The sequence below is a fragment of the Anoxybacillus sp. FSL W8-0382 genome (assembly GCF_038003845.1).
Lineage (GTDB): Bacteria > Bacillota > Bacilli > Bacillales > Anoxybacillaceae > Anoxybacillus > Anoxybacillus flavithermus_G.
In genome coordinates this window covers 989,889-1,007,512 of the sequence record NZ_JBBOPX010000001.1, presented here as the reverse complement: position 1 = coordinate 1,007,512, position 17,624 = coordinate 989,889, and the positions used below count along the sequence as shown (strand labels likewise).

17 protein-coding genes and 4 pseudogenes are annotated in these 17,624 nt (G+C 40.9%); 3 read left to right on the top strand and 18 right to left on the bottom strand.

Features of this window, described 5'->3' with window-relative positions; translation table 11 throughout:
- Together aroQ and NSS60_RS05295 are read right to left on the bottom strand one after the other, a co-directional pair.
- A complete protein-coding gene (gene aroQ, locus NSS60_RS05300) occupies nucleotides 1–447 on the bottom strand; it encodes a type II 3-dehydroquinate dehydratase (protein WP_064220663.1) in 447 nt (148 codons plus the stop codon).
- A 38-nt stretch (nucleotides 448–485) separates the two neighbouring features.
- Nucleotides 486–1,049, bottom strand: coding sequence for a YqhR family membrane protein (locus tag NSS60_RS05295; RefSeq protein WP_004889579.1), 564 nt, complete (start codon nucleotides 1,047–1,049; stop codon nucleotides 486–488).
- Nucleotides 1,050–1,164: 115 nt separating this feature from the next.
- Here NSS60_RS05295 and NSS60_RS05290 point away from each other — a divergent pair, with 115 nt between their 5' ends.
- Both NSS60_RS05290 and NSS60_RS05285 read left to right on the top strand, forming a co-directional pair.
- Entirely contained in the window at nucleotides 1,165–2,094 is a 930-nt protein-coding gene (locus NSS60_RS05290; protein ID WP_064220664.1) for a DUF1385 domain-containing protein, read from the top strand.
- Between the two features lie 20 nt (nucleotides 2,095–2,114).
- The gene (locus NSS60_RS05285) at nucleotides 2,115–2,456 is read left to right on the top strand and encodes an SA1362 family protein (protein ID WP_035018545.1); all 342 of its coding nucleotides are present in this window, start codon (nucleotides 2,115–2,117) and stop codon (nucleotides 2,454–2,456) included.
- 15 nt (nucleotides 2,457–2,471) lie between these two features.
- Here the strand turns inward: NSS60_RS05285 and NSS60_RS05280 are convergent, their stop codons facing one another.
- The 7 genes and pseudogenes from NSS60_RS05280 to NSS60_RS05250 form a co-directional block, all read right to left on the bottom strand.
- Nucleotides 2,472–3,350 (bottom strand): patatin-like phospholipase family protein, encoded by an 879-nt coding sequence (locus tag NSS60_RS05280; protein ID WP_004889575.1) that lies wholly within the window; start codon nucleotides 3,348–3,350, stop codon nucleotides 2,472–2,474.
- Nucleotides 3,351–3,423: 73 nt separating this feature from the next.
- Entirely contained in the window at nucleotides 3,424–3,852 is a 429-nt protein-coding gene (gene mntR / locus NSS60_RS05275; RefSeq protein ID WP_004889573.1) for a transcriptional regulator MntR, read from the bottom strand.
- A gap of 71 nt (nucleotides 3,853–3,923) precedes the next feature.
- Nucleotides 3,924–4,019, bottom strand: a pseudogene (locus NSS60_RS05270) (spore photoproduct lyase family protein); the annotation flags it as partial.
- 159 nt (nucleotides 4,020–4,178) lie between these two features.
- Nucleotides 4,179–5,303, bottom strand: a pseudogene (locus NSS60_RS05265) (vitamin B12-dependent ribonucleotide reductase); the annotation flags it as partial.
- A gap of 60 nt (nucleotides 5,304–5,363) precedes the next feature.
- The gene (locus tag NSS60_RS05260) at nucleotides 5,364–6,299 is read right to left on the bottom strand and encodes a hypothetical protein (protein ID WP_004889570.1); all 936 of its coding nucleotides are present in this window, start codon (nucleotides 6,297–6,299) and stop codon (nucleotides 5,364–5,366) included.
- A gap of 201 nt (nucleotides 6,300–6,500) precedes the next feature.
- A pseudogene (locus NSS60_RS05255) lies at nucleotides 6,501–7,940 on the bottom strand (vitamin B12-dependent ribonucleotide reductase); the annotation flags it as partial.
- Nucleotides 7,941–8,099: 159 nt separating this feature from the next.
- On the bottom strand, nucleotides 8,100–8,936 hold the full coding sequence (locus tag NSS60_RS05250) for a lipoate--protein ligase family protein (protein ID WP_004889567.1): 837 nt from the start codon (nucleotides 8,934–8,936) through the stop codon (nucleotides 8,100–8,102).
- A 127-nt stretch (nucleotides 8,937–9,063) separates the two neighbouring features.
- Here NSS60_RS05250 and NSS60_RS05245 point away from each other — a divergent pair, with 127 nt between their 5' ends.
- On the top strand, nucleotides 9,064–9,438 hold the full coding sequence (locus NSS60_RS05245; RefSeq protein WP_004889566.1) for a rhodanese-like domain-containing protein: 375 nt from the start codon (nucleotides 9,064–9,066) through the stop codon (nucleotides 9,436–9,438).
- 114 nt (nucleotides 9,439–9,552) lie between these two features.
- On the opposite strand, the gene NSS60_RS05240 is transcribed toward NSS60_RS05245, so the two are convergent.
- The 9 genes and pseudogenes from NSS60_RS05240 to gcvPA all read right to left on the bottom strand — a co-directional run bounded on the left by NSS60_RS05240 (nucleotide 9,553) and on the right by gcvPA (nucleotide 17,609).
- Entirely contained in the window at nucleotides 9,553–10,086 is a 534-nt protein-coding gene (locus NSS60_RS05240; RefSeq protein ID WP_035018544.1) for a hypothetical protein, read from the bottom strand.
- A gap of 21 nt (nucleotides 10,087–10,107) precedes the next feature.
- On the bottom strand, nucleotides 10,108–11,430 hold the full coding sequence (locus NSS60_RS05235) for a sensor histidine kinase (protein WP_035018543.1): 1,323 nt from the start codon (nucleotides 11,428–11,430) through the stop codon (nucleotides 10,108–10,110).
- A pseudogene (locus NSS60_RS05230) lies at nucleotides 11,411–12,091 on the bottom strand (response regulator transcription factor). The gene NSS60_RS05235 and the pseudogene NSS60_RS05230 overlap by 20 nt, the downstream one beginning before the upstream one ends.
- Before the next feature lie 17 nt (nucleotides 12,092–12,108).
- The gene (locus NSS60_RS05225) at nucleotides 12,109–12,651 is read right to left on the bottom strand and encodes a ferric reductase-like transmembrane domain-containing protein (protein ID WP_004889562.1); all 543 of its coding nucleotides are present in this window, start codon (nucleotides 12,649–12,651) and stop codon (nucleotides 12,109–12,111) included.
- A gap of 2 nt (nucleotides 12,652–12,653) precedes the next feature.
- Nucleotides 12,654–13,589 (bottom strand): FAD:protein FMN transferase, encoded by a 936-nt coding sequence (locus NSS60_RS05220; protein ID WP_340720693.1) that lies wholly within the window; start codon nucleotides 13,587–13,589, stop codon nucleotides 12,654–12,656.
- Nucleotides 13,590–13,591: 2 nt separating this feature from the next.
- Nucleotides 13,592–13,900, bottom strand: coding sequence for a hypothetical protein (locus tag NSS60_RS05215; protein ID WP_004889559.1), 309 nt, complete (start codon nucleotides 13,898–13,900; stop codon nucleotides 13,592–13,594).
- A gap of 12 nt (nucleotides 13,901–13,912) precedes the next feature.
- Nucleotides 13,913–14,599, bottom strand: coding sequence for a copper amine oxidase N-terminal domain-containing protein (locus NSS60_RS05210; protein WP_004889558.1), 687 nt, complete (start codon nucleotides 14,597–14,599; stop codon nucleotides 13,913–13,915).
- Between the two features lie 216 nt (nucleotides 14,600–14,815).
- On the bottom strand, nucleotides 14,816–16,270 hold the full coding sequence (gene gcvPB / locus NSS60_RS05205; protein WP_004889556.1) for an aminomethyl-transferring glycine dehydrogenase subunit GcvPB: 1,455 nt from the start codon (nucleotides 16,268–16,270) through the stop codon (nucleotides 14,816–14,818).
- Entirely contained in the window at nucleotides 16,263–17,609 is a 1,347-nt protein-coding gene (gene gcvPA, locus NSS60_RS05200; RefSeq protein WP_004889555.1) for an aminomethyl-transferring glycine dehydrogenase subunit GcvPA, read from the bottom strand. Before gcvPA ends, gcvPB begins: the two co-directional genes overlap by 8 nt.
- Nucleotides 17,610–17,624 lie beyond the last annotated feature (15 nt).

Below are 17,624 nucleotides of genomic sequence, written 5' to 3'. Positions count from 1 at the left end.
TTATTTCCCCTTCCCTTCAACTATATCAAGCAACGCTAAAATCGCCAATCGATATCCGTTTACGCCAAGACCGACAATTTGCCCGGCTGTTACGGGAGCGATGACAGAATGATGACGAAACGGCTCCCTTGCGTGAATATTTGAAATATGTACTTCGATGACTGGCGTTTGTATGCTTGCAATTGCATCACGCAAGGCATAACTGTAATGCGTAAACGCTCCGGGATTGAAAATGATCCCGTCATATAACGACTCCGCCCGATGAATTTGATCAATTAACGCGCCTTCATAATTGCTTTGATAGCACGTTAACTCTACTTCATATTCACTAGCAAATTCTGTTAGCTGTTTTTCTAGTTGTGCAAGTGTCGTATGCCCATAAATGTGTGGCTCCCTCATGCCGAGACGATTTAAGTTCGGACCGTTTAAAAGGAGGAATCGAACCATTCCCCCTCTCCCCCCTTTGCTGATGAAAATACATATGGTTATTTTACCACATCGGCCTGTTTTTGTCGCCTCATCTCTGCTACTTCGAATGAAATGGAATAACCGATAAACATTCCATATAGAATGTAAAAGCATACCATCGTAACAACCGTATTTCGCTCAAGTTGTGGAACGGCTTTTAATTGAGGAAAAATCGGATTTAATACGTAAAAAACAAGCACCCATAACCCGATGCCGAAAGCGACGCCTGGCCAAATACCTTGACGATTTTTTAAAAAAGCATAGTATACAAACGCGGCAACGACAGAAGCAATCCCAATGAACAAAATCGCAATCGTCTGACCGAGCGCTCCGTTTTTCCAATCACCGATTGCCCATGGTTGCAAAATGAAATTTGGCGCTACTTCTGTAAAACGGAAAAAATAAGCACAGTATGCGAGGAAACTCCAAAACACACCTCCAATAAAACCAATCAATGCAACTTTTGCTAAAACAGGCATTGGCTTTTCTCTTTTGTTTTGTTCTAGTTGTGCATCTTGTTTCATTTTTGTTTGCACAGCAATCACCTCCGTTTTTATCTTGTCCAAAATGTTGCATCTCATGTGTATCGTTTCTCATTTTTGGAAACAATACGAATACAAACGATACATCGACCTAGAGGTTTTTATCGTTTTCTTGTAGAATATAAGAAAAAAGAAAATAGGTTGGTGTCTTCTTATGAGCAAAAACGTATATGGTGGGCAGGCGGTCATTGAAGGTGTGATGTTTGCTGGACGTCATCATTCTGTCACAGCCATTCGTCGCAAAGACGGTTCGATTGAATATTTTCATGTTCCACGTCAAGCAAACAAAACGCTTTCCTCGTTAAAAAAAATTCCGTTTCTTCGCGGCATCCTTGCCATTATTGAAGCAAGTGCAAACGGATCAAAACATTTGCAGTTTTCAAGTGAACGATATGATCTTGATCCACATGAAGATGAAACTTTGCAAGCGGAATCGCCATCGAAATGGACGATGATTTTAGGCGCGGCGCTAATCGGTGTTTTATCGTTCCTATTTGGAAAATTTATTTTCACACTTATTCCTGTATTTTTAGCTGAATTAACGAGACCGATTTTCCCGTCGAAAACGGCACAAATACTTGTTGAAGGCTTTTTTAAACTTCTTTTGCTTTTGGGCTATATTTATTTTATTTCACTCACTCCACTTGTCAAACGACTGTTTCAATATCATGGAGCTGAACATAAAGTAATTAATGCCTACGAAAATGGTTTGCCATTGACCGTTGAGCACGTACAACGACAATCTCGTTTTCATTATCGTTGCGGTAGCAGCTTCATTTTATTTACTGTCATCATTGGCGTATTCGTTTACATGTTCGTTCCAACCGAACCGCTTTGGGTGCGCGTATTAAATCGCTTAGCGCTCATTCCTGTTGTATTAGGACTATCGTTTGAAGTATTACAAATTACAAACGCGGTGCGACATGTTCCAATGTTACGCTGGTTCGGCTACCCTGGTTTATGGTTACAACGATTAACAACGAAAGAACCGACTAATGATCAAGTAGAAGTAGCGATCGCATCATTTCAACGGTTGCTTGAGTTAGAGGGAGAAGCGACGAAACAGCAAGAAGAAGTGGTGTAATGATGAAGGAGGTGGATCGATTGCGTCGGCGTCCATTCCCACTTATTACTTTGCTTATTGTATTAGCTATATTTGGCTTGACTTATCGTTTATGGAACGATCCGATTCAATTGTTGAAACAAGCGATGATCATCGTGCTCATCGTAGCTGTTTTTTACGCCATATACAAATGGATACAAAGACAGCGTTTCGATCATTCATATCAAAAAGCGGTAAAACAATCGAAAAAGCTTCACCATCAAAAAACAAAGCCGACGTCGAAAAAACAAACGCGCCCAACCGCTTTAAAGAAAAAGCACGCCACTCATTTAACAGTCATTGAAGGGAAAAAAGGGAAGAAAAAAAATCGGGCCTCTTTTTAACCCGATTTTTTTCTTTTAATACGTCCACATTTTTAAAAATTGTTCTGTCCGCTCTTTTCCAAACGAAATAAGCTTCTTTTTTTCTTCGTCCGTCACTGAGAAATCGGTGGCAATGACATGTTTGACAGGAAGGAAAACGATGTTTTTTTCATGGCGACGTGAAATGTACCGTTCATCGTGCGCCTCGCGCATCGTTTGAAACAACGCTTCATACAAATCAATGGCATTATTAATTTTCTTTTTGGCTTTTTGCGATTGTCTTGCGCTTAGTTTGATGCCTAGAACAGGTCGTTTTTTCCGTTCTTCATCAAACAAAAAAATCGGAAAATTGCTTAGTAAGCCACCATCAACGACAATATGCTTCCCTTCGTCCGTCTTTAACCGCACAGGCTCAAAAAAATAAGGAATACCGACACTCATTCTTACTGCTTTTGCGACGGAAAAGCGGAGAGGATCAATGCCATATTTCGGCAAGTCATCTGGCAAAATAAGCATTGTCCCATTCGTTAAATCGGAAGCGACGACGCGCAATCGTTCATGTGGCAAATCAGCAAACGTGTACACGCCTTTTTTACTTAACTGCTCGGCGATCCATCGTTCAAGCTTTTCTCCTTTATATAACCCCATTTTCCAATAAAGGACGAGCCATTTTAACCATGCATACGGAATGATTGTATGTCGCTCATCGAGAAAGTCCATTAAATTCATCTCTTCCATCATGTCCACGATTTCCTTGCTTGTAAATCCCGCTGCAATAAACGAAGCAATGAGCGCTCCTGCGCTCGTACCAGCAAGCCGTTTAAAGCGAAAACCTTTTTCCTCAATCGCTTCATATGCTCCAATTAGCGCAAAACCTTTGACGCCACCACCGGAAAACACACCGTCAATCTCCATCCTCTTCCCTCCTCGCCATATATGTATGAAAAACGAGAAGAGTTGAGCATAAAAAACAAAAAAGAACAAGCGTTTATGCCTGTTCTTGCTCGTTCTGTCTTTGAATGTTGCGAAGCGCTTCAAGACGTGACCGATCTTCTTCAAAATATTGTACTAAATCGCCAATGCGATCAATCGCATTCCAGCTTAAATGATGTTCGATTCCCTCAACATCACGATAAATATTTTCTTCATCTACACCAATGAGACGCATAAATTGTTCCAGTAGCTCATGGCGATACACGAGCCGCTTGCCGATTTTTTTGCCCTTTGGTGTAAGGACAAGTCCACGGTACTTTTCGTATACTAAATATTCGTCTTTATCGAGTTTTTGCACCATTTTCGTCACAGAGGAGGGATGAACGGACAATGCCTCGGCAATATCTGATACACGGGCATATCCTTTTTCTTCAATCAATATATAAATTTGCTCAATATAATCTTCCATGCTTGGTGTTGGCATACGTTTCCCTCCTAAACAAACATCCGTAATCATTATGATTATAACATGTTTACCAAGCATGACAACTATTTACGTAAATTTGCATGTAATCGTTCAAATAGCTCAAAATACCCTTCTTCCCAGCCGTCATGCATGTAAATTGGCGCGACGATAAAGCCGAGCGGATAATGAAGCGCTTCGGACTCAAAATAAACAAGCTGAGGAATACATGATTTCATTCGATCACCTCAATGTTAGTATGTTTGATTGTCATGAGGTGATGAAATACAATTTTTGTTATTATTCATAATAAAATAAGGAACGGGTTTTTCCCGTCCCTTTTTCCATTATAAACCACATTTTAATTGCGCTCCGCAACTTGTGCACGTGTTGCAGCCACCGATTTCTTCGACCGTTCCTTCACGGCATACCGGGCAAATGTTGCCGACTTCTGAACCGATCGTGACGTCCGTTGCGCGTAAATCTGGAATTGTTTCAACAAGCGCAACAGCCCGTTTTTTCGGTTCTGCTGGAAGGAGCTCCAGTTGTTCTTCAACCGCATGTTCTTCCGCTTTTAATGTTAATACTTGCGCATCGCGGCTACCGTCGACATAGACTGTTCCACCTTTTGCGCCGCCTCGCCATAACCGCTCGTACACTTTTTGTACTTGCTCAACCGTATAGCCGCGCGGGGCATTTACCGTTTTCGAGAGACTTGAATCCACCCAACGTTGAATAATGCACTGGACATCGGCATGCGCTTCTGGCGATAAGTCCATGGCGGTTACAAACCAATGCGGCAAGTTGTTCGGATCCGCTTCTGGATGTTTATCTAAATATTCTTGAACGATATCCGCCTTCACTTCAATAAACTTGCCTAGACGGCCGCTTCGATAATAAGAAAAGGAAAAATATGGTTCAAGCCCTGTGGACACGCCGATCATTGTCCCTGTGGATCCAGTCGGAGCAACCGTTAATAAATGCGAGTTGCGAATGCCGTATTTTAAAATATCTTGGCGAATATCGTCTGGCATGTTTTTCATATAACCGGTGTGAATGAACGCTTCGCGCAATTTCATCGTTTCTTCTTCCGTTTCGCCAACTAAAAACGGAAAGCTTCCTTTTTCTTTTGCGAGCTCAATGGACGCACGGTATGCCGTTGTCGCAATTGTTTTAAACAGTTCGTCAACTAACTGATTGCCTTCTTCCGAACCGTACTCTTTTTCGCAATAAATGAGCAAATCAGCTAATCCCATGACGCCAAGACCGACGCGGCGCTCCCCAAGCGCTTGCTTTTTATTTTCTTCAAGGAAGTATGGGGTTGCATCAATAACGTTATCTTGCATACGGACACCAACTTCAACCGTACGCTTTAATTTTTCATAATCAACGACTTTCTTTTCTTTATCGACCATATTTGCCAAATTAATCGCGGCTAAATTGCACACAGAATAAGGTGCGAGTGGTTGTTCCAGTTATGTTACCCTAGGGGCTTTTTATCCCCTAGTTCTAACGGTTCATTTCCCGTTAGCTCAGCATACATCTTCATTGCACACGCTTTTCATAAATTTAATTAACTCTTTCCTTCCCCGATCTTCTCCAAATACTGATTTTGAGATGACTCTGAGATCTTTAACTTGAAATTCCCTTTCAATATCCCTAATTAAGGATTGAATAGTAGTTTTGATTTTGTTTAAAGGTGTTTTAACAACTATATCTGAGTTTTCTCTTGACCATTTAATAATATATTCCCGTATATTATGGTGTACCTCACTTCTTATTTCAACATATGTGTTTGTGGCATGCCTAATTGCCCGATGACCTGCACAAGTTCGACTGCAAAACTTTTGTTTTGAAGTAATGATAACTTTAAATATCTTTCCACACTCTTCACAAGTTCTGGTTTCTCTTGGCTTTTTTATTTTTCCTTTCTGAGCTAAACCTGACTTTTTTAATCCTTCCAACATTCTTTGTTTTGCTATACCATTAGATAGCCATAAGCTTCTAGTATGCTCTCCTATTTTCTTTTTAGTTTCCTCGTCATGTTTTAAATTATAATGACCATTGAGTTCACCATAAGCGACTTTACTAATAGTGGTATTTTCTGATTTTATCCATTCCTCAATAGTTGATGTTAAAGAAAAAGGCAATGTTTTATACAAGTCAAGCAGCTCTTCATAAGAGATTAGTTCACACTTTATATGATGCTGTTCCTCAATAATATTCAATGCTTCTCTCGCATTCTTTTTTGCGTCTTTACTTCTCGATTTAATTTCCACTATTTTAACAAGTTTTCCTTTTTGATCATATAAGAAGAAGTCGGGTTTATACAATTTATATCCAATATCAAATACACAATCTTCGTAGCTCCAAGGAATTGAGTGATGATCAAGATATTTGGCATACGCATATTCATATGAGCTTCGTAAATAATGTCCTTTATAAAAACCTGCATATCCCCTGTTCATAACGCCACCTTAATTCTCTTTAAATACGAATAATAATTAAAGCGTGTGCAATGCTGCGGCCTCGTGGGTGGATTATATTCTGCTTTCGCAGGTTCACCACCTATGCGTTGCCCCTGACTGAGTTTTTAGGCTCAGCCTTCGGTTCGGGTTAGCATCTCAGCCTCCCCGCTTAATTCCGCAGTTTTTTACGTGAGGCGATTATTCACCACACGGATTTGTTGCGACTACTTTTTGTCCGTACGCTCTTGCATTCGTCATGTCGTTGGCGTTGTCGATAAAGAAAATGCCTGGTTCTGCTGAATACGTTGCGCAAATGTTAATGAGCTTCCATAGCTCTCGCGCGCGAATTTTTCGATAGACGCGAACGCGATAGCCCATTTTCTCCCATTCGCGCACATCGCCGACTTCGTGCCATTTTTCGTTGTAGATGCGCATTTCTTCTTCTGAATACGTTTCAACATCTGGGAAGCGCAATTCGTATTCTTCATCGTTTTCTACTGCCTGCATAAACTCTTTCGTTAAGCAAACAGAAATGTTCGCTCCTGTTAAAAAGTCCGGATTATGCACGCTGTACGTGCCGCCTGTCCGCAACTTTTCTTCCGCGTCTTTAATTATTTTTTCCGTGAAACCACCATAACCTGGTATGTTTTTGTAATTGACAATCCCTTGATACATCGCGCGCTCTTGTTCGGTAAGCGGCGTAAACTTTAATTTTTCTCTCGCTGCTTTTTGAATGCCTTCATCCTCTGTATTTTCAAGCAAGTAGCGCAAAATGCGCGGATTTTGCATTTTCGAAATAATGAATTCAATGATGTCCGGGTGCCAATCGGCTAGCATAATCATCTGAGCGCCACGGCGCGAGCCACCTTGTTCGACAAGATGGGTTAGTTTTGCAATGTCGTCTAGCCATGACACCGATCCGGACGATTTTCCGTTCACTCCGCGCGCGAGTGTATTGCGTGGACGAAGAGTCGAACCGTTCGTTCCTACACCGCCACCGCGGCTCATAATTTCCATCACTTGTTTTCGATGTTCAGAAATGCCTTCGCGAGAGTCTTTCACAAACGGCATGACGTAACAGTTAAAGTACGTCACTTCTGTCCCAGAACCTGCTCCGTACAGCACACGTCCAGCTGGAACAAAATTCAGGCTGACGAGCTGTTCATAAAACTTTTCAAACCACTCTTTTCGTTTTTCTTCTGTTTTTTCAACAGCGGCTAGCCCGGTTGCGTTCCGCTTCGCAATTTGTTCATAAAAAATTTCGAGTGGCTTTTCAATGACATCGAGCGAGCGAACAACAACGCCTGTTTTCGCTTCCTCTCCTTCCAACACATGACGATATTCTTCTTCAACGAGCACGTGTGCTTTTTTATTTTCCCAGTCCAGCTCAACGATAAATCCAAGGCCACGCGCTGGAAACTTCGGATCTTCCTTCACGGTTAAAACGACAAAATCTCCGACGCTTAACGTCAACTTTTCCGTATCTTTAAACGAATAGCGATCAAGCATCACTAAACGCGACACACCCTTATATGTAATGTGCATCTCAGGGGTAATCGGGTGCACTTGTGGAAAGAGACGAATATCTTCGTTCAACTTGTCCACATTCACCGTCATTTTTTCAGAAAACGCAACCGTCATTTTTACCTCTCCTCTACCAACATAATCTTACTACATTAAACTACCATATATCGACAACAATAATCAATAAAAAAATCAATATGTAGTATGATTTTTTTAAAAACACATACTACATATTGATAATTAAGTCAAGCATTTTTTACTTGTCAAGAAAAAAATTTACCGTTTAAAATTCCATTCATCTGTTTCGTATTTGTTTTTCGCAAGTTGCTGAACGTAGAAAAGCTCATCATCTGTTAATTCATATCGTTCAAGCTGAACATTTAACCCTTTTTCAAATCCTTTGAAAAACGCTTCTTTTGCCTCATTGATCGTAATGTTTCGATCCGTTAATTCATTAATGGCGACTGCTTTGTTTTTAAAGTTTTGCCTTAATCGTTCTTTCACTCTTTCATTCGGATACTTAAATAGACTAAAGAGCATGTCTTCGTCTAAATCTAATAAAATCGATCCGTGTTGTAAAATGACACCTTTTTGCCGCGTTTGTGCACTGCCTGCTACTTTTCTCCCTTCAACAACGAGCTCATACCAAGACGGTGCATCAAAACAAACAGCCGATCGCGGATTTTTTAAATCTGCTTTTTCTTCTTCTGTTTTCGGCACTGCAAAATACGCATCAAGTCCGAGAAAACGAAATCCTTCTAAAATGCCTTGCGAAATGACGCGATACGCCTCCGTCACCGTTTGTGGCATGTTTGGATGCGCTTCAGACACGATGACGCTATACGTCAACTCTTGATCATGAAGCACGCCACGACCACCTGTCGGCCGTCTTACAAAACCAAGACCATACTTTTTGACCGCTTCCATATCAATTTCTTTTTCCACTTTTTGAAAATAGCCAATCGAAAGCGTCGGTGGATTCCAACCGTAAAACCGAATCGTCGGCGGAATTTTTCCTTCGCTATGCCATTCTAACAACGCTTCATCAAGCGCCATATTAAACGCTGGAGAACAATTGCCTGAGTCAATAAAACGCCATACTTCTTTTTCCATCTACTCCACCCTTTCCTCTATCATTTTATAGTGTAACAAACATAATAAGTCAATGGAAAATGCTTTGCTTCTTGCCTAAAACATTTATATAATAGACATGGCAACGATGAAAAAAAGGAGGGGCATCATGACAATCGCTCTTATTATTCTCGGAGCAATTATTGTGTACGCGGTCATTACATACTTTTACCAAAAGCGAATCGTTCAAACGTTGACGGAAGAAGAGTTTCGCGCAGGCTATCGAAAAGCACAACTCATCGATGTTCGCGAACCCGATGAATACGCGGCAGGTCATATTTTAGGAGCTCGTAACATTCCGCTTTCTCAATTACGTTTACGCATGAAAGAATTGCGTAAAGATCAGCCAATTTACTTATATTGCCAAAGCGGAATACGTAGCAGTCGCGCGGCACAAATGTTGTATCGCAACGGCTATCGGGATTTATACCATTTAAAAGGCGGATTTAAAATGTGGACAGGAAAAGTAAAGAAAAAAGGATAGCAATCAAATGGAAAAAGGATAGACCAAGCGGAAAATGGCTTGATCTATCCTTCTCTGTTGTCTGTTCTTTTCCATTATGAAAACTATTTCTTGTGTGCGAAAGTTGAGCATTAATTAAGAAAAAACAATATGAAAAACCATAAAAATGCCCGATATCAATAATAAACCCATATGGGTTGCGCGAATAGAAGAGTTTCTTTTATTTTTGGCAAGTACCATACCAACAACAGCAGCAGCGGTCATCAATCCAACAGCAACCATCCCCACATATTCGTTAGCCGTTAATTCTCCCTCTGCCATGTACATCAAAATTCCGTGCGCAGCAGCTAATGTAACAGCAATTGCGCCAATTGATATATGCCATTTTGTTAATAACCGTAATAGCTGAATAAAAAATGGTTTCCCATTAGGCATAATCTTTGTGAAAAAACTAACTTTCCGCCGCAAAAGAAATAGGGTTCCCGCGGCTGCTGTGGCGGCAACCGTTCCCCATCCTAACACTTCTCCGCCTTCTTCTACAGCTTCATTTTCTTCCTCCAACTCATGCTCTTCATATTTTCTGTACTCATCATCGTCAGCAAAAACAGGCTGTTTGAAAACGATAGTAACCATTAGAATCAATCCAATCATCATCATTACTTTTCTCATAAAACTCCCTCCCATCGAAAATTATTGAATAGGTTGTGGCAGCGTAACGATAAAACAGCTTCCTTTTCCTTCTTCGCTTTGTACGCTAATCGTTCCGCCATGAGCATCAACAATCCATTGCGCAATCGAAAGTCCAATCCCATTTCCCTCATGCTGGCGCGATCTTGCTTTGTCCACGCGGTAAAAACGTTCAAAGATGCGATGCTGATGTTCTAACGGTATGCCAATCCCCGTATCACTTACTTCCATCTTTATGCTTTCCGCTTCACGCCATATATTCATCCGAACCTGTCCGTTCTCCACGTTATATTTTAGGGCGTTATCGAGCAAAATAAAAAGTAATTGCTTAATCCTTTCTTTATCGCCAAATATCGTTATGTTTTCTTGGATATTCGTAAGGAATTCTATATTTTTTTGTTCCGCTAAAGGATGGCATTTTCTTATAAGCTCACTAATCATTGGTTCCAACACAAACCATTCTTGGTTTAACTGAACAACATCGGCATCAGAGCGAGCAAGCAGCAACAAGTCATTAATTAATTTCGTCATTCTTTTCACTTCATCTTTCATGTCATACAGTATTTGCAAGGAAAATTCACTCATCTTCTCTACTTCCTCTGCTTCGATCACTTCGAGGGATGATTGAAAAATACTGATAGGTGTACGCAGTTCATGAGACGCGTTGGCAACAAACTCTTTTTGCTTCTGAAAGGACCTGACAATCGGAACCATCGCTTTTCCAGACATATAATAGCCAAGCAAGGCAGACAATCCTATAAATACGAGAGAAATCAAAATTAATATGATTAGTAGAGTTTTTACAATGTAAATTTGCATCGTAATATTGGTTCCAGTATAAATGGTTCCGATATATATACCATTTTTAAAAACGGATTTACCGGAAAGCAGCAATGATATCGTCTTTCCGCCTTGCACTTTGATTGTTTCGCGACGTACTTCTTCATTTTTCGGAATCCACTTGCGAATGATTTTTAAAATATCTTTACGCAAATCTGGAAAAGATTCATCTCCATCCAATATTTTTCCATTAGGTGTTATAACATAATAAAAGAAAGGAGCTTCCGGATTGTACTCAAGATAATCATTTCTTGCTTTTTTGCTTCTCTCATTCTTTGTGTAATAATACCAATAAAAAAGATCGTCTTTATGTTCGGCATATTCCGCTTCAGCTAATGCAATCACTTGCTGTTTTTGTTTATTTGTAATCAGTGATAACAGCAGACTATAGCTTAAGACAGTGAACGATATTAAAAAGATGACAATTAAACCTGTAAAAAGAAGAGTGAGCCGAAAGCGGATTTTTTTAAACATTTTGTCGTTCATCGCTAAGTTTATAACCTACCCCTCGAATATTTTGAATAAGAGTGCCATCGTCCCCAAGTTTTTTTCGTAAAAGACGAATAAAAGAGTCAATATTATTGCTTGTAATATCGGCATCTAACCCCTAAATGCGTTCAATAATCAGTTCACGCGGCAAAATTTGATTTGGATTGCGCATGAAAAGCTCCATTAATTGAAATTCACGATTCGTTAATTGAATCCTTTTTTCTCCTCTTTTTATGGAATGTCCGTTTAAATTAAGAGTCAAGTTTCCGATAGAAAGCTCTTCTGTTTGAAACGGTTTTGTCGCTCTTCTTGATAAAGCGCGAATTCGGGCAAAAAGCTCGGAAAACTCAAAGGGTTTTACAATATAATCATCTGCTCCTAAGTCTAGGCCGGTAACGCGGTCTTCGAGAGCATCTCTCGCTGTCAACATGAGAATTGCGCCGCTAAAGCCTTCATTGCGCAATGTCCTGCAAACTTCCGTTCCTTCTTGAATCGGCATCATCCAATCGAGAATCAGTAAATCATAGTCTGTTTGTTTTGCGAAATAATATGCGTCTTCCCCATTTTGCACCCAATCAACAACATGATTCTCTTTTTTCAGCATATGGACAACCATTTTGCCAAGCCGTACGTCATCTTCTGCCAAGAGAATATACATCTCTCCCACCTTCAATTTCAATAATTTTCAAACATCTTTTTCGATTTTGCAAAAAACCGAAAAAAATTCAATAGTAAAAAAACAAATATCGCGCTTGCATAAACGATTTTACTCCATGTTTCATCTGTATCGCTTCCGATAAAAAATCCATGTAAGCTGGCAAGAATAAAACTTGGCAAAATAAGAAGATGAATGATTTTCCAAACATTTCTCCCGACTTGTTTCAATAAATCGGTTGATAGAAATATTAAAAACATCGAATAAAAAGAAATGATTCCCAAACCTGTAAAAATCGGTTGATATTTCGATTGGAAAGGGATAAAAATTTCCAATATTGAAAAGGGCTGATAATCATCAAAATAGAGCAAAAAGCCGTGAAAAAACGCTAACAAAAAAGCGAACCATCCAGCTGTTTGATGTGCAATCAACAAATATCGGCCAATGCTTTTAGAAATGAAGCCCATCTTCTGCATCATCCCGAAGCAAATCGATATGAAAAGGAGAAAATAGGCGCTCCATCCAGAGGCGCGAATCCATTCCCAAGTAGAAAATTCGGTCATGGTTACATCACCATTCTTTCAACATATCGCGAAATAGAAGGAGTAATCAGCAATCGGCTGTTTTGGGTAACGATCATACACGCTGACTGTGGGAAATTTCGTTTTAGCCATTGAATGCCTTCATCAGAAGGAAGCATGCAAAGCACTTTTGCAATCACCTCCGCTTCGGTAACGCATTCAGCAAATGCGGTTGCTTGCACGACGTCGCTGTTCGGATTTTTTCCTGTCCGACCATGAATAATATGATGCCTGGTTTCTCCATTTATTTTCCATCTGCGATAAAGAACATTCGATGTCGCTACTGCACCGGAAGAAATAAAAAATTGCGCAATATCTTCATTTTCATTAAAAGGATTCGTCACCCCCACTTTTCTACCGACATCTCCCCAAATCAACATATCTCCCCCAGCATCAATGATTCCTGCGTTGATTCCTAAATCTTTCAACAGATGATACACTTGATCGACGCTCCATCCTTTACCGATTCCTCCGAGGTCTATTTCCTCGGTTGTATGTTTCATAACTGCTTTTAATGCAGGAAAAAACGATAAACTTTTTTCAGATGGAACACGAAATAAACTTGCACGCTCTTTATGCTCGCGCAAAATACCTTGTTTATGAAAGGAGTCCGCATAGCCGATATTTTTCATGACCGTTCCCACAAATGGATGAAAATAAAAATTTGTCTTTATCGCATATTCGAATGCGGCTTGTAGTACGTCATACAAAATAGGATGAATTTGTATCACCACGTCCACTGGAGACTGATTCAATTTTGTTAATTCACTATCATTCAAGAAACGAGAACAAACCTTTTCAAACATAGTAAACCAAGTTTGCATCAGTTGCTTCCAATTGAGCGATTGCTCATCCCCCGTTACTTGCACTTTAATAACGGTTCCCATGCCATTCATTATTAAAAATTGTTCCACGTTCATCACTACGATCTCCTTGTGCGGTTTTCTGCCGGTTGCAATCGGGAAGTTTCCGTTTTTGGTGTCGCAATAATGACTTCATTGGAATATTCGACATCCCAATTTCCTTCATTCCAATCCAACGACAAAAGTTGTTGTTCCCGCTGCTGTTTTGCCTCTTCCGTTTCATTCTGAAATGAAGCCGTTTCTTCTTTTAACATCATTTCGTTTTGTTTATTGTTTTCTTCTGAATCATTGACGAGTTGAAGAAAACTTGTAAATACAGTAATACCGCCAATTCCAATCATCCATTTTATCCACTTGTTTCCTTTCACAAAAATTCCTCCTCATTCATAAACGAATATTTGCTGATTTTTCCATGTTACTTGAAAACCTAATCCATTAGTTAAGACACTAATTGGAATATAGAGCTTTTCATTTTTCTCAAAGATTGGGTGAGGCATCGGTGTCTTTTTCATATTTTCGTAAACAGCCCTTGAACCGTTCTTAACAATCAATAATTTGTCGTTCAGTTGGATTTCAGCGATTTTCGAGGCTGGATACAAAATGACCGAAGCTCCCAAGTATTGCGCGGTTTCCTCGAGCGGAACAAATAACTGTCCTTTCATTGGAATAACATTTGTATAAAGCGGTTCCTTCTCTTGAAATTGTATTGGCACCGTTTTTTCGGAAGAGATCGGTGTTTCAGCATACTTTTCAGGTATATCAGTAGAGCGAGACCACTTGTACCAATATTCTTGCTTGATGACAATGGGTTTTTGTTGAGCGTTTTGGTTCCGCTTGTCCTCTCTACCGAACTCTTCATCATGCTCATCTTCCATTTCATATTTGTGTCGCTCTTCCTCTTCGTGTTCGTAACGTTCTTCATCGTAATGATCATTTTCGTCTTCATGATCGTACTCTTCCATTCTTTCTTCATATTCATCATCGTCAGCTAAAGCAAATAGGCTATTTATGCTGTATGCCGTAACAAACAAAAAACAGAGGCTTAAAATTAAAATAAACTTTCGCATGGAAGGCATTGCTCCTTTCTACTCTTTCTGCGTTCATTTTAGAGAGTTTTTCTGAAAAAAAAATGAAAAATAAAAATTAACCAAAAAATTTTTTGTAATATTAAAAAAGGATGACCCAAACGTAACAGGCCATCCCTAACACTATAACTACATATTGCGGCTATGCCTTTTCAAGAGAGACGAACTTTTTGATTGACTTTCTTTTTTCATTTTCAATTATTTTTGATAGCGCAAGATTGGCTTGCGTGCCGCAGTTGTTTCATCTAACCGCTTGACAACGGTTGTGTGCGGAGCTTCTTGAACGATCTCCGGATTTTCTTCCGCTTCTTTTGCGATTTGAATCATCGCATCAATAAATGCATCGAGCGTCTCTTTTGACTCAGTTTCGGTCGGCTCGATCATCATGCACTCTTCGACGATGAGCGGAAAATAAATTGTCGGCGGATGGTAACCAAAATCAAGCAAACGCTTCGCAATATCAAGCGTACGTACCCCTAATTTCTTTTGTCGCTTTCCTGACAAAACAAATTCGTGTTTGCAATGACGGTTGTATGGCAAGTCGTAATACTCAGCCAATCGGCGCATCATATAGTTGGCGTTTAATACCGCATATTCTGTCACTGCTTTTAAGCCATCCGGCCCCATCGAACGAATATACGTATACGCACGAACGTTAATGCCAAAGTTTCCATAAAACGGCTTCACACGCCCGATCGCTTGTGGTCTATCGTAGTCGAAATAGTAGCCGTTTTCTCCCTTTTCCACCGTTGGCTTCGGTAAAAACGGAATGAGATCCGCCTTCACGCCGACAGGACCTGAGCCAGGACCACCGCCACCGTGTGGACCAGTAAACGTTTTATGAAGGTTTAAATGCACAACGTCAAAGCCCATATCGCCAGGGCGTGCTTTGCTTAACACCGCATTTAAGTTCGCGCCGTCGTAATACAATTTTCCACCTGCATCGTGGACAATTTTGGCCATTTCCAAAATATTTTCTTCAAAAAGGCCAAGCGTATTCGGGTTGGTGAGCATCAATGCCGCTGTATCCGGGCCGACGACGCGGCGTAAATCGTCTAAATCGACAAGCCCTTCTTCCGTCGATTTCACCGTAATCGTCTCAAACCCTGCGACCGTAGCCGAAGCAGGATTCGTACCGTGAGCCGTATCAGGAACGATCACTTTTGTGCGATTATAATCGCCATTCGCTTCATGATAGGCGCGAATCATCATCAGTCCTGTCCATTCGCCATGTGCTCCGGCCGCAGGTTGTAACGTCACCGCATCCATACCGGTGATTTCTTTTAAGTGCTCTTGAAGGTCATACATCAATTCAAGCGCGCCTTGTACGGTTTCTTCTGGCTGAAGCGGATGAATATGCGCAAATCCAGATAGGCGGGCAACGTTTTCATTGATTTTCGGATTGTATTTCATCGTACAAGACCCAAGCGGATAAAAGCCGGAATCGACCCCATGATTGCGCTTCGATAACGCTGTGTAATGGCGCATAATATCAAGCTCCGACACTTCTGGAAGCTCAGGTGCTTCTTGACGAATGTAATCGGTTGGAATGACTTGTGCAACATCGATGGCTGGCACGTCTAGCTTCGGTAAGCTATACCCAATTCGCCCTGGCTTACTTAATTCAAAAATAAGCGGTTGGTCTTTATGCATGACAATCCCCCAATTCTTTTACAAGCGTGTCGATTTCTTCTTTCGTGCGTAGTTCCGTCACTGCAATTAACATACAATTTTGTAGTTCTGGATAATCACGCCCGAGATCATAGCCACCAATGATTCCTTTTTCCAATAGCTTTTTATTTACTTCTGCTATCGGTTTGTTCAAGCGGATGACAAACTCATTGAAAAACGGTCCTGTGAATACGACATCAAATCCATGATTGACAAACGTCTCTTTTGCATAGTGTGCTTTTTGAATATTCATCGTTGCCATTTCTTTTACGCCGTTTTTACCAAGCGCAGTCATTGCCACCGACGCTGCAAGCGCGTTTAACGCTTGGTTCGAGCAAATATTCGATGTTGCTTTGTCGCGGCGAATGTGTTGCTCGCGCGCTTGTAATGTCAACACAAAACCGCGGCGACCTTCTTCGTCTGTCGTTTGTCCGACAAGACGTCCCGGAATTTTGCGCATGAGCGCTGATTTCACCGCAAAATAGCCGCAATGCGGACCACCAAATTGCGTTGGAATACCAAACGGCTGCGCATCGCCAACGACGATGTCCGCCCCGAATTGGCCTGGCGGCGTTAATACCCCTAATGCAAGCGGATTGCTGGCGACAACGAACATTCCTTTATGCGCATGAGCGATTGGCTCGATGTCTTTTAGCGGCTCGATTTGCCCGAAAAAGTTTGGATATTGCACGATGACGCACGCGACGTCTTCATTCATTTCTTTTTGCAAGGCGTCCACATCCGTCACGCCGTTTTTGTACGGAATTTCTACTACTTCAAGCCCCGGGCCTTTCGCGTATGTTTTCACGACGTCGCGGTATTCTGGATGCACCGCGCTTGATAACAACACTTTTTTCTTTTTCGTATGCGCCGCGCTTAATAACGCTGCTTCTGCTAGCGCTGTTCCACCGTCGTACATCGATGAATTTGCCACATCCATGCCTGTTAGCTCGCAAATCATCGTTTGAAACTCGAAAATGGCTTGCAATTCCCCTTGCGAAATTTCTGGTTGATACGGTGTATATGCCGTATAAAACTCGGAACGTGAAATGACGTGATCCACAATCGTCGGAATGTAATGATCGTACACCCCTGCTCCTAAAAACGACGTGTGTGTCTTCATATCCGCATTTTTTTCCGCTAGTGCCATTAATTCTTTCATTAACTCCGGTTCTGATTTTGCCGGCTTAATGTTGTACTCTCCTTGAAAACGGACGCTTTCCGGGATGTCAGAAAACAATTCGTCAATGGACTGTACCCCGATCGTTTGTAACATTTGCTGCTTATCTTCTTCTGTCATCGGCAAATAACGATGAAGCATAACTCTCTCTCCTCA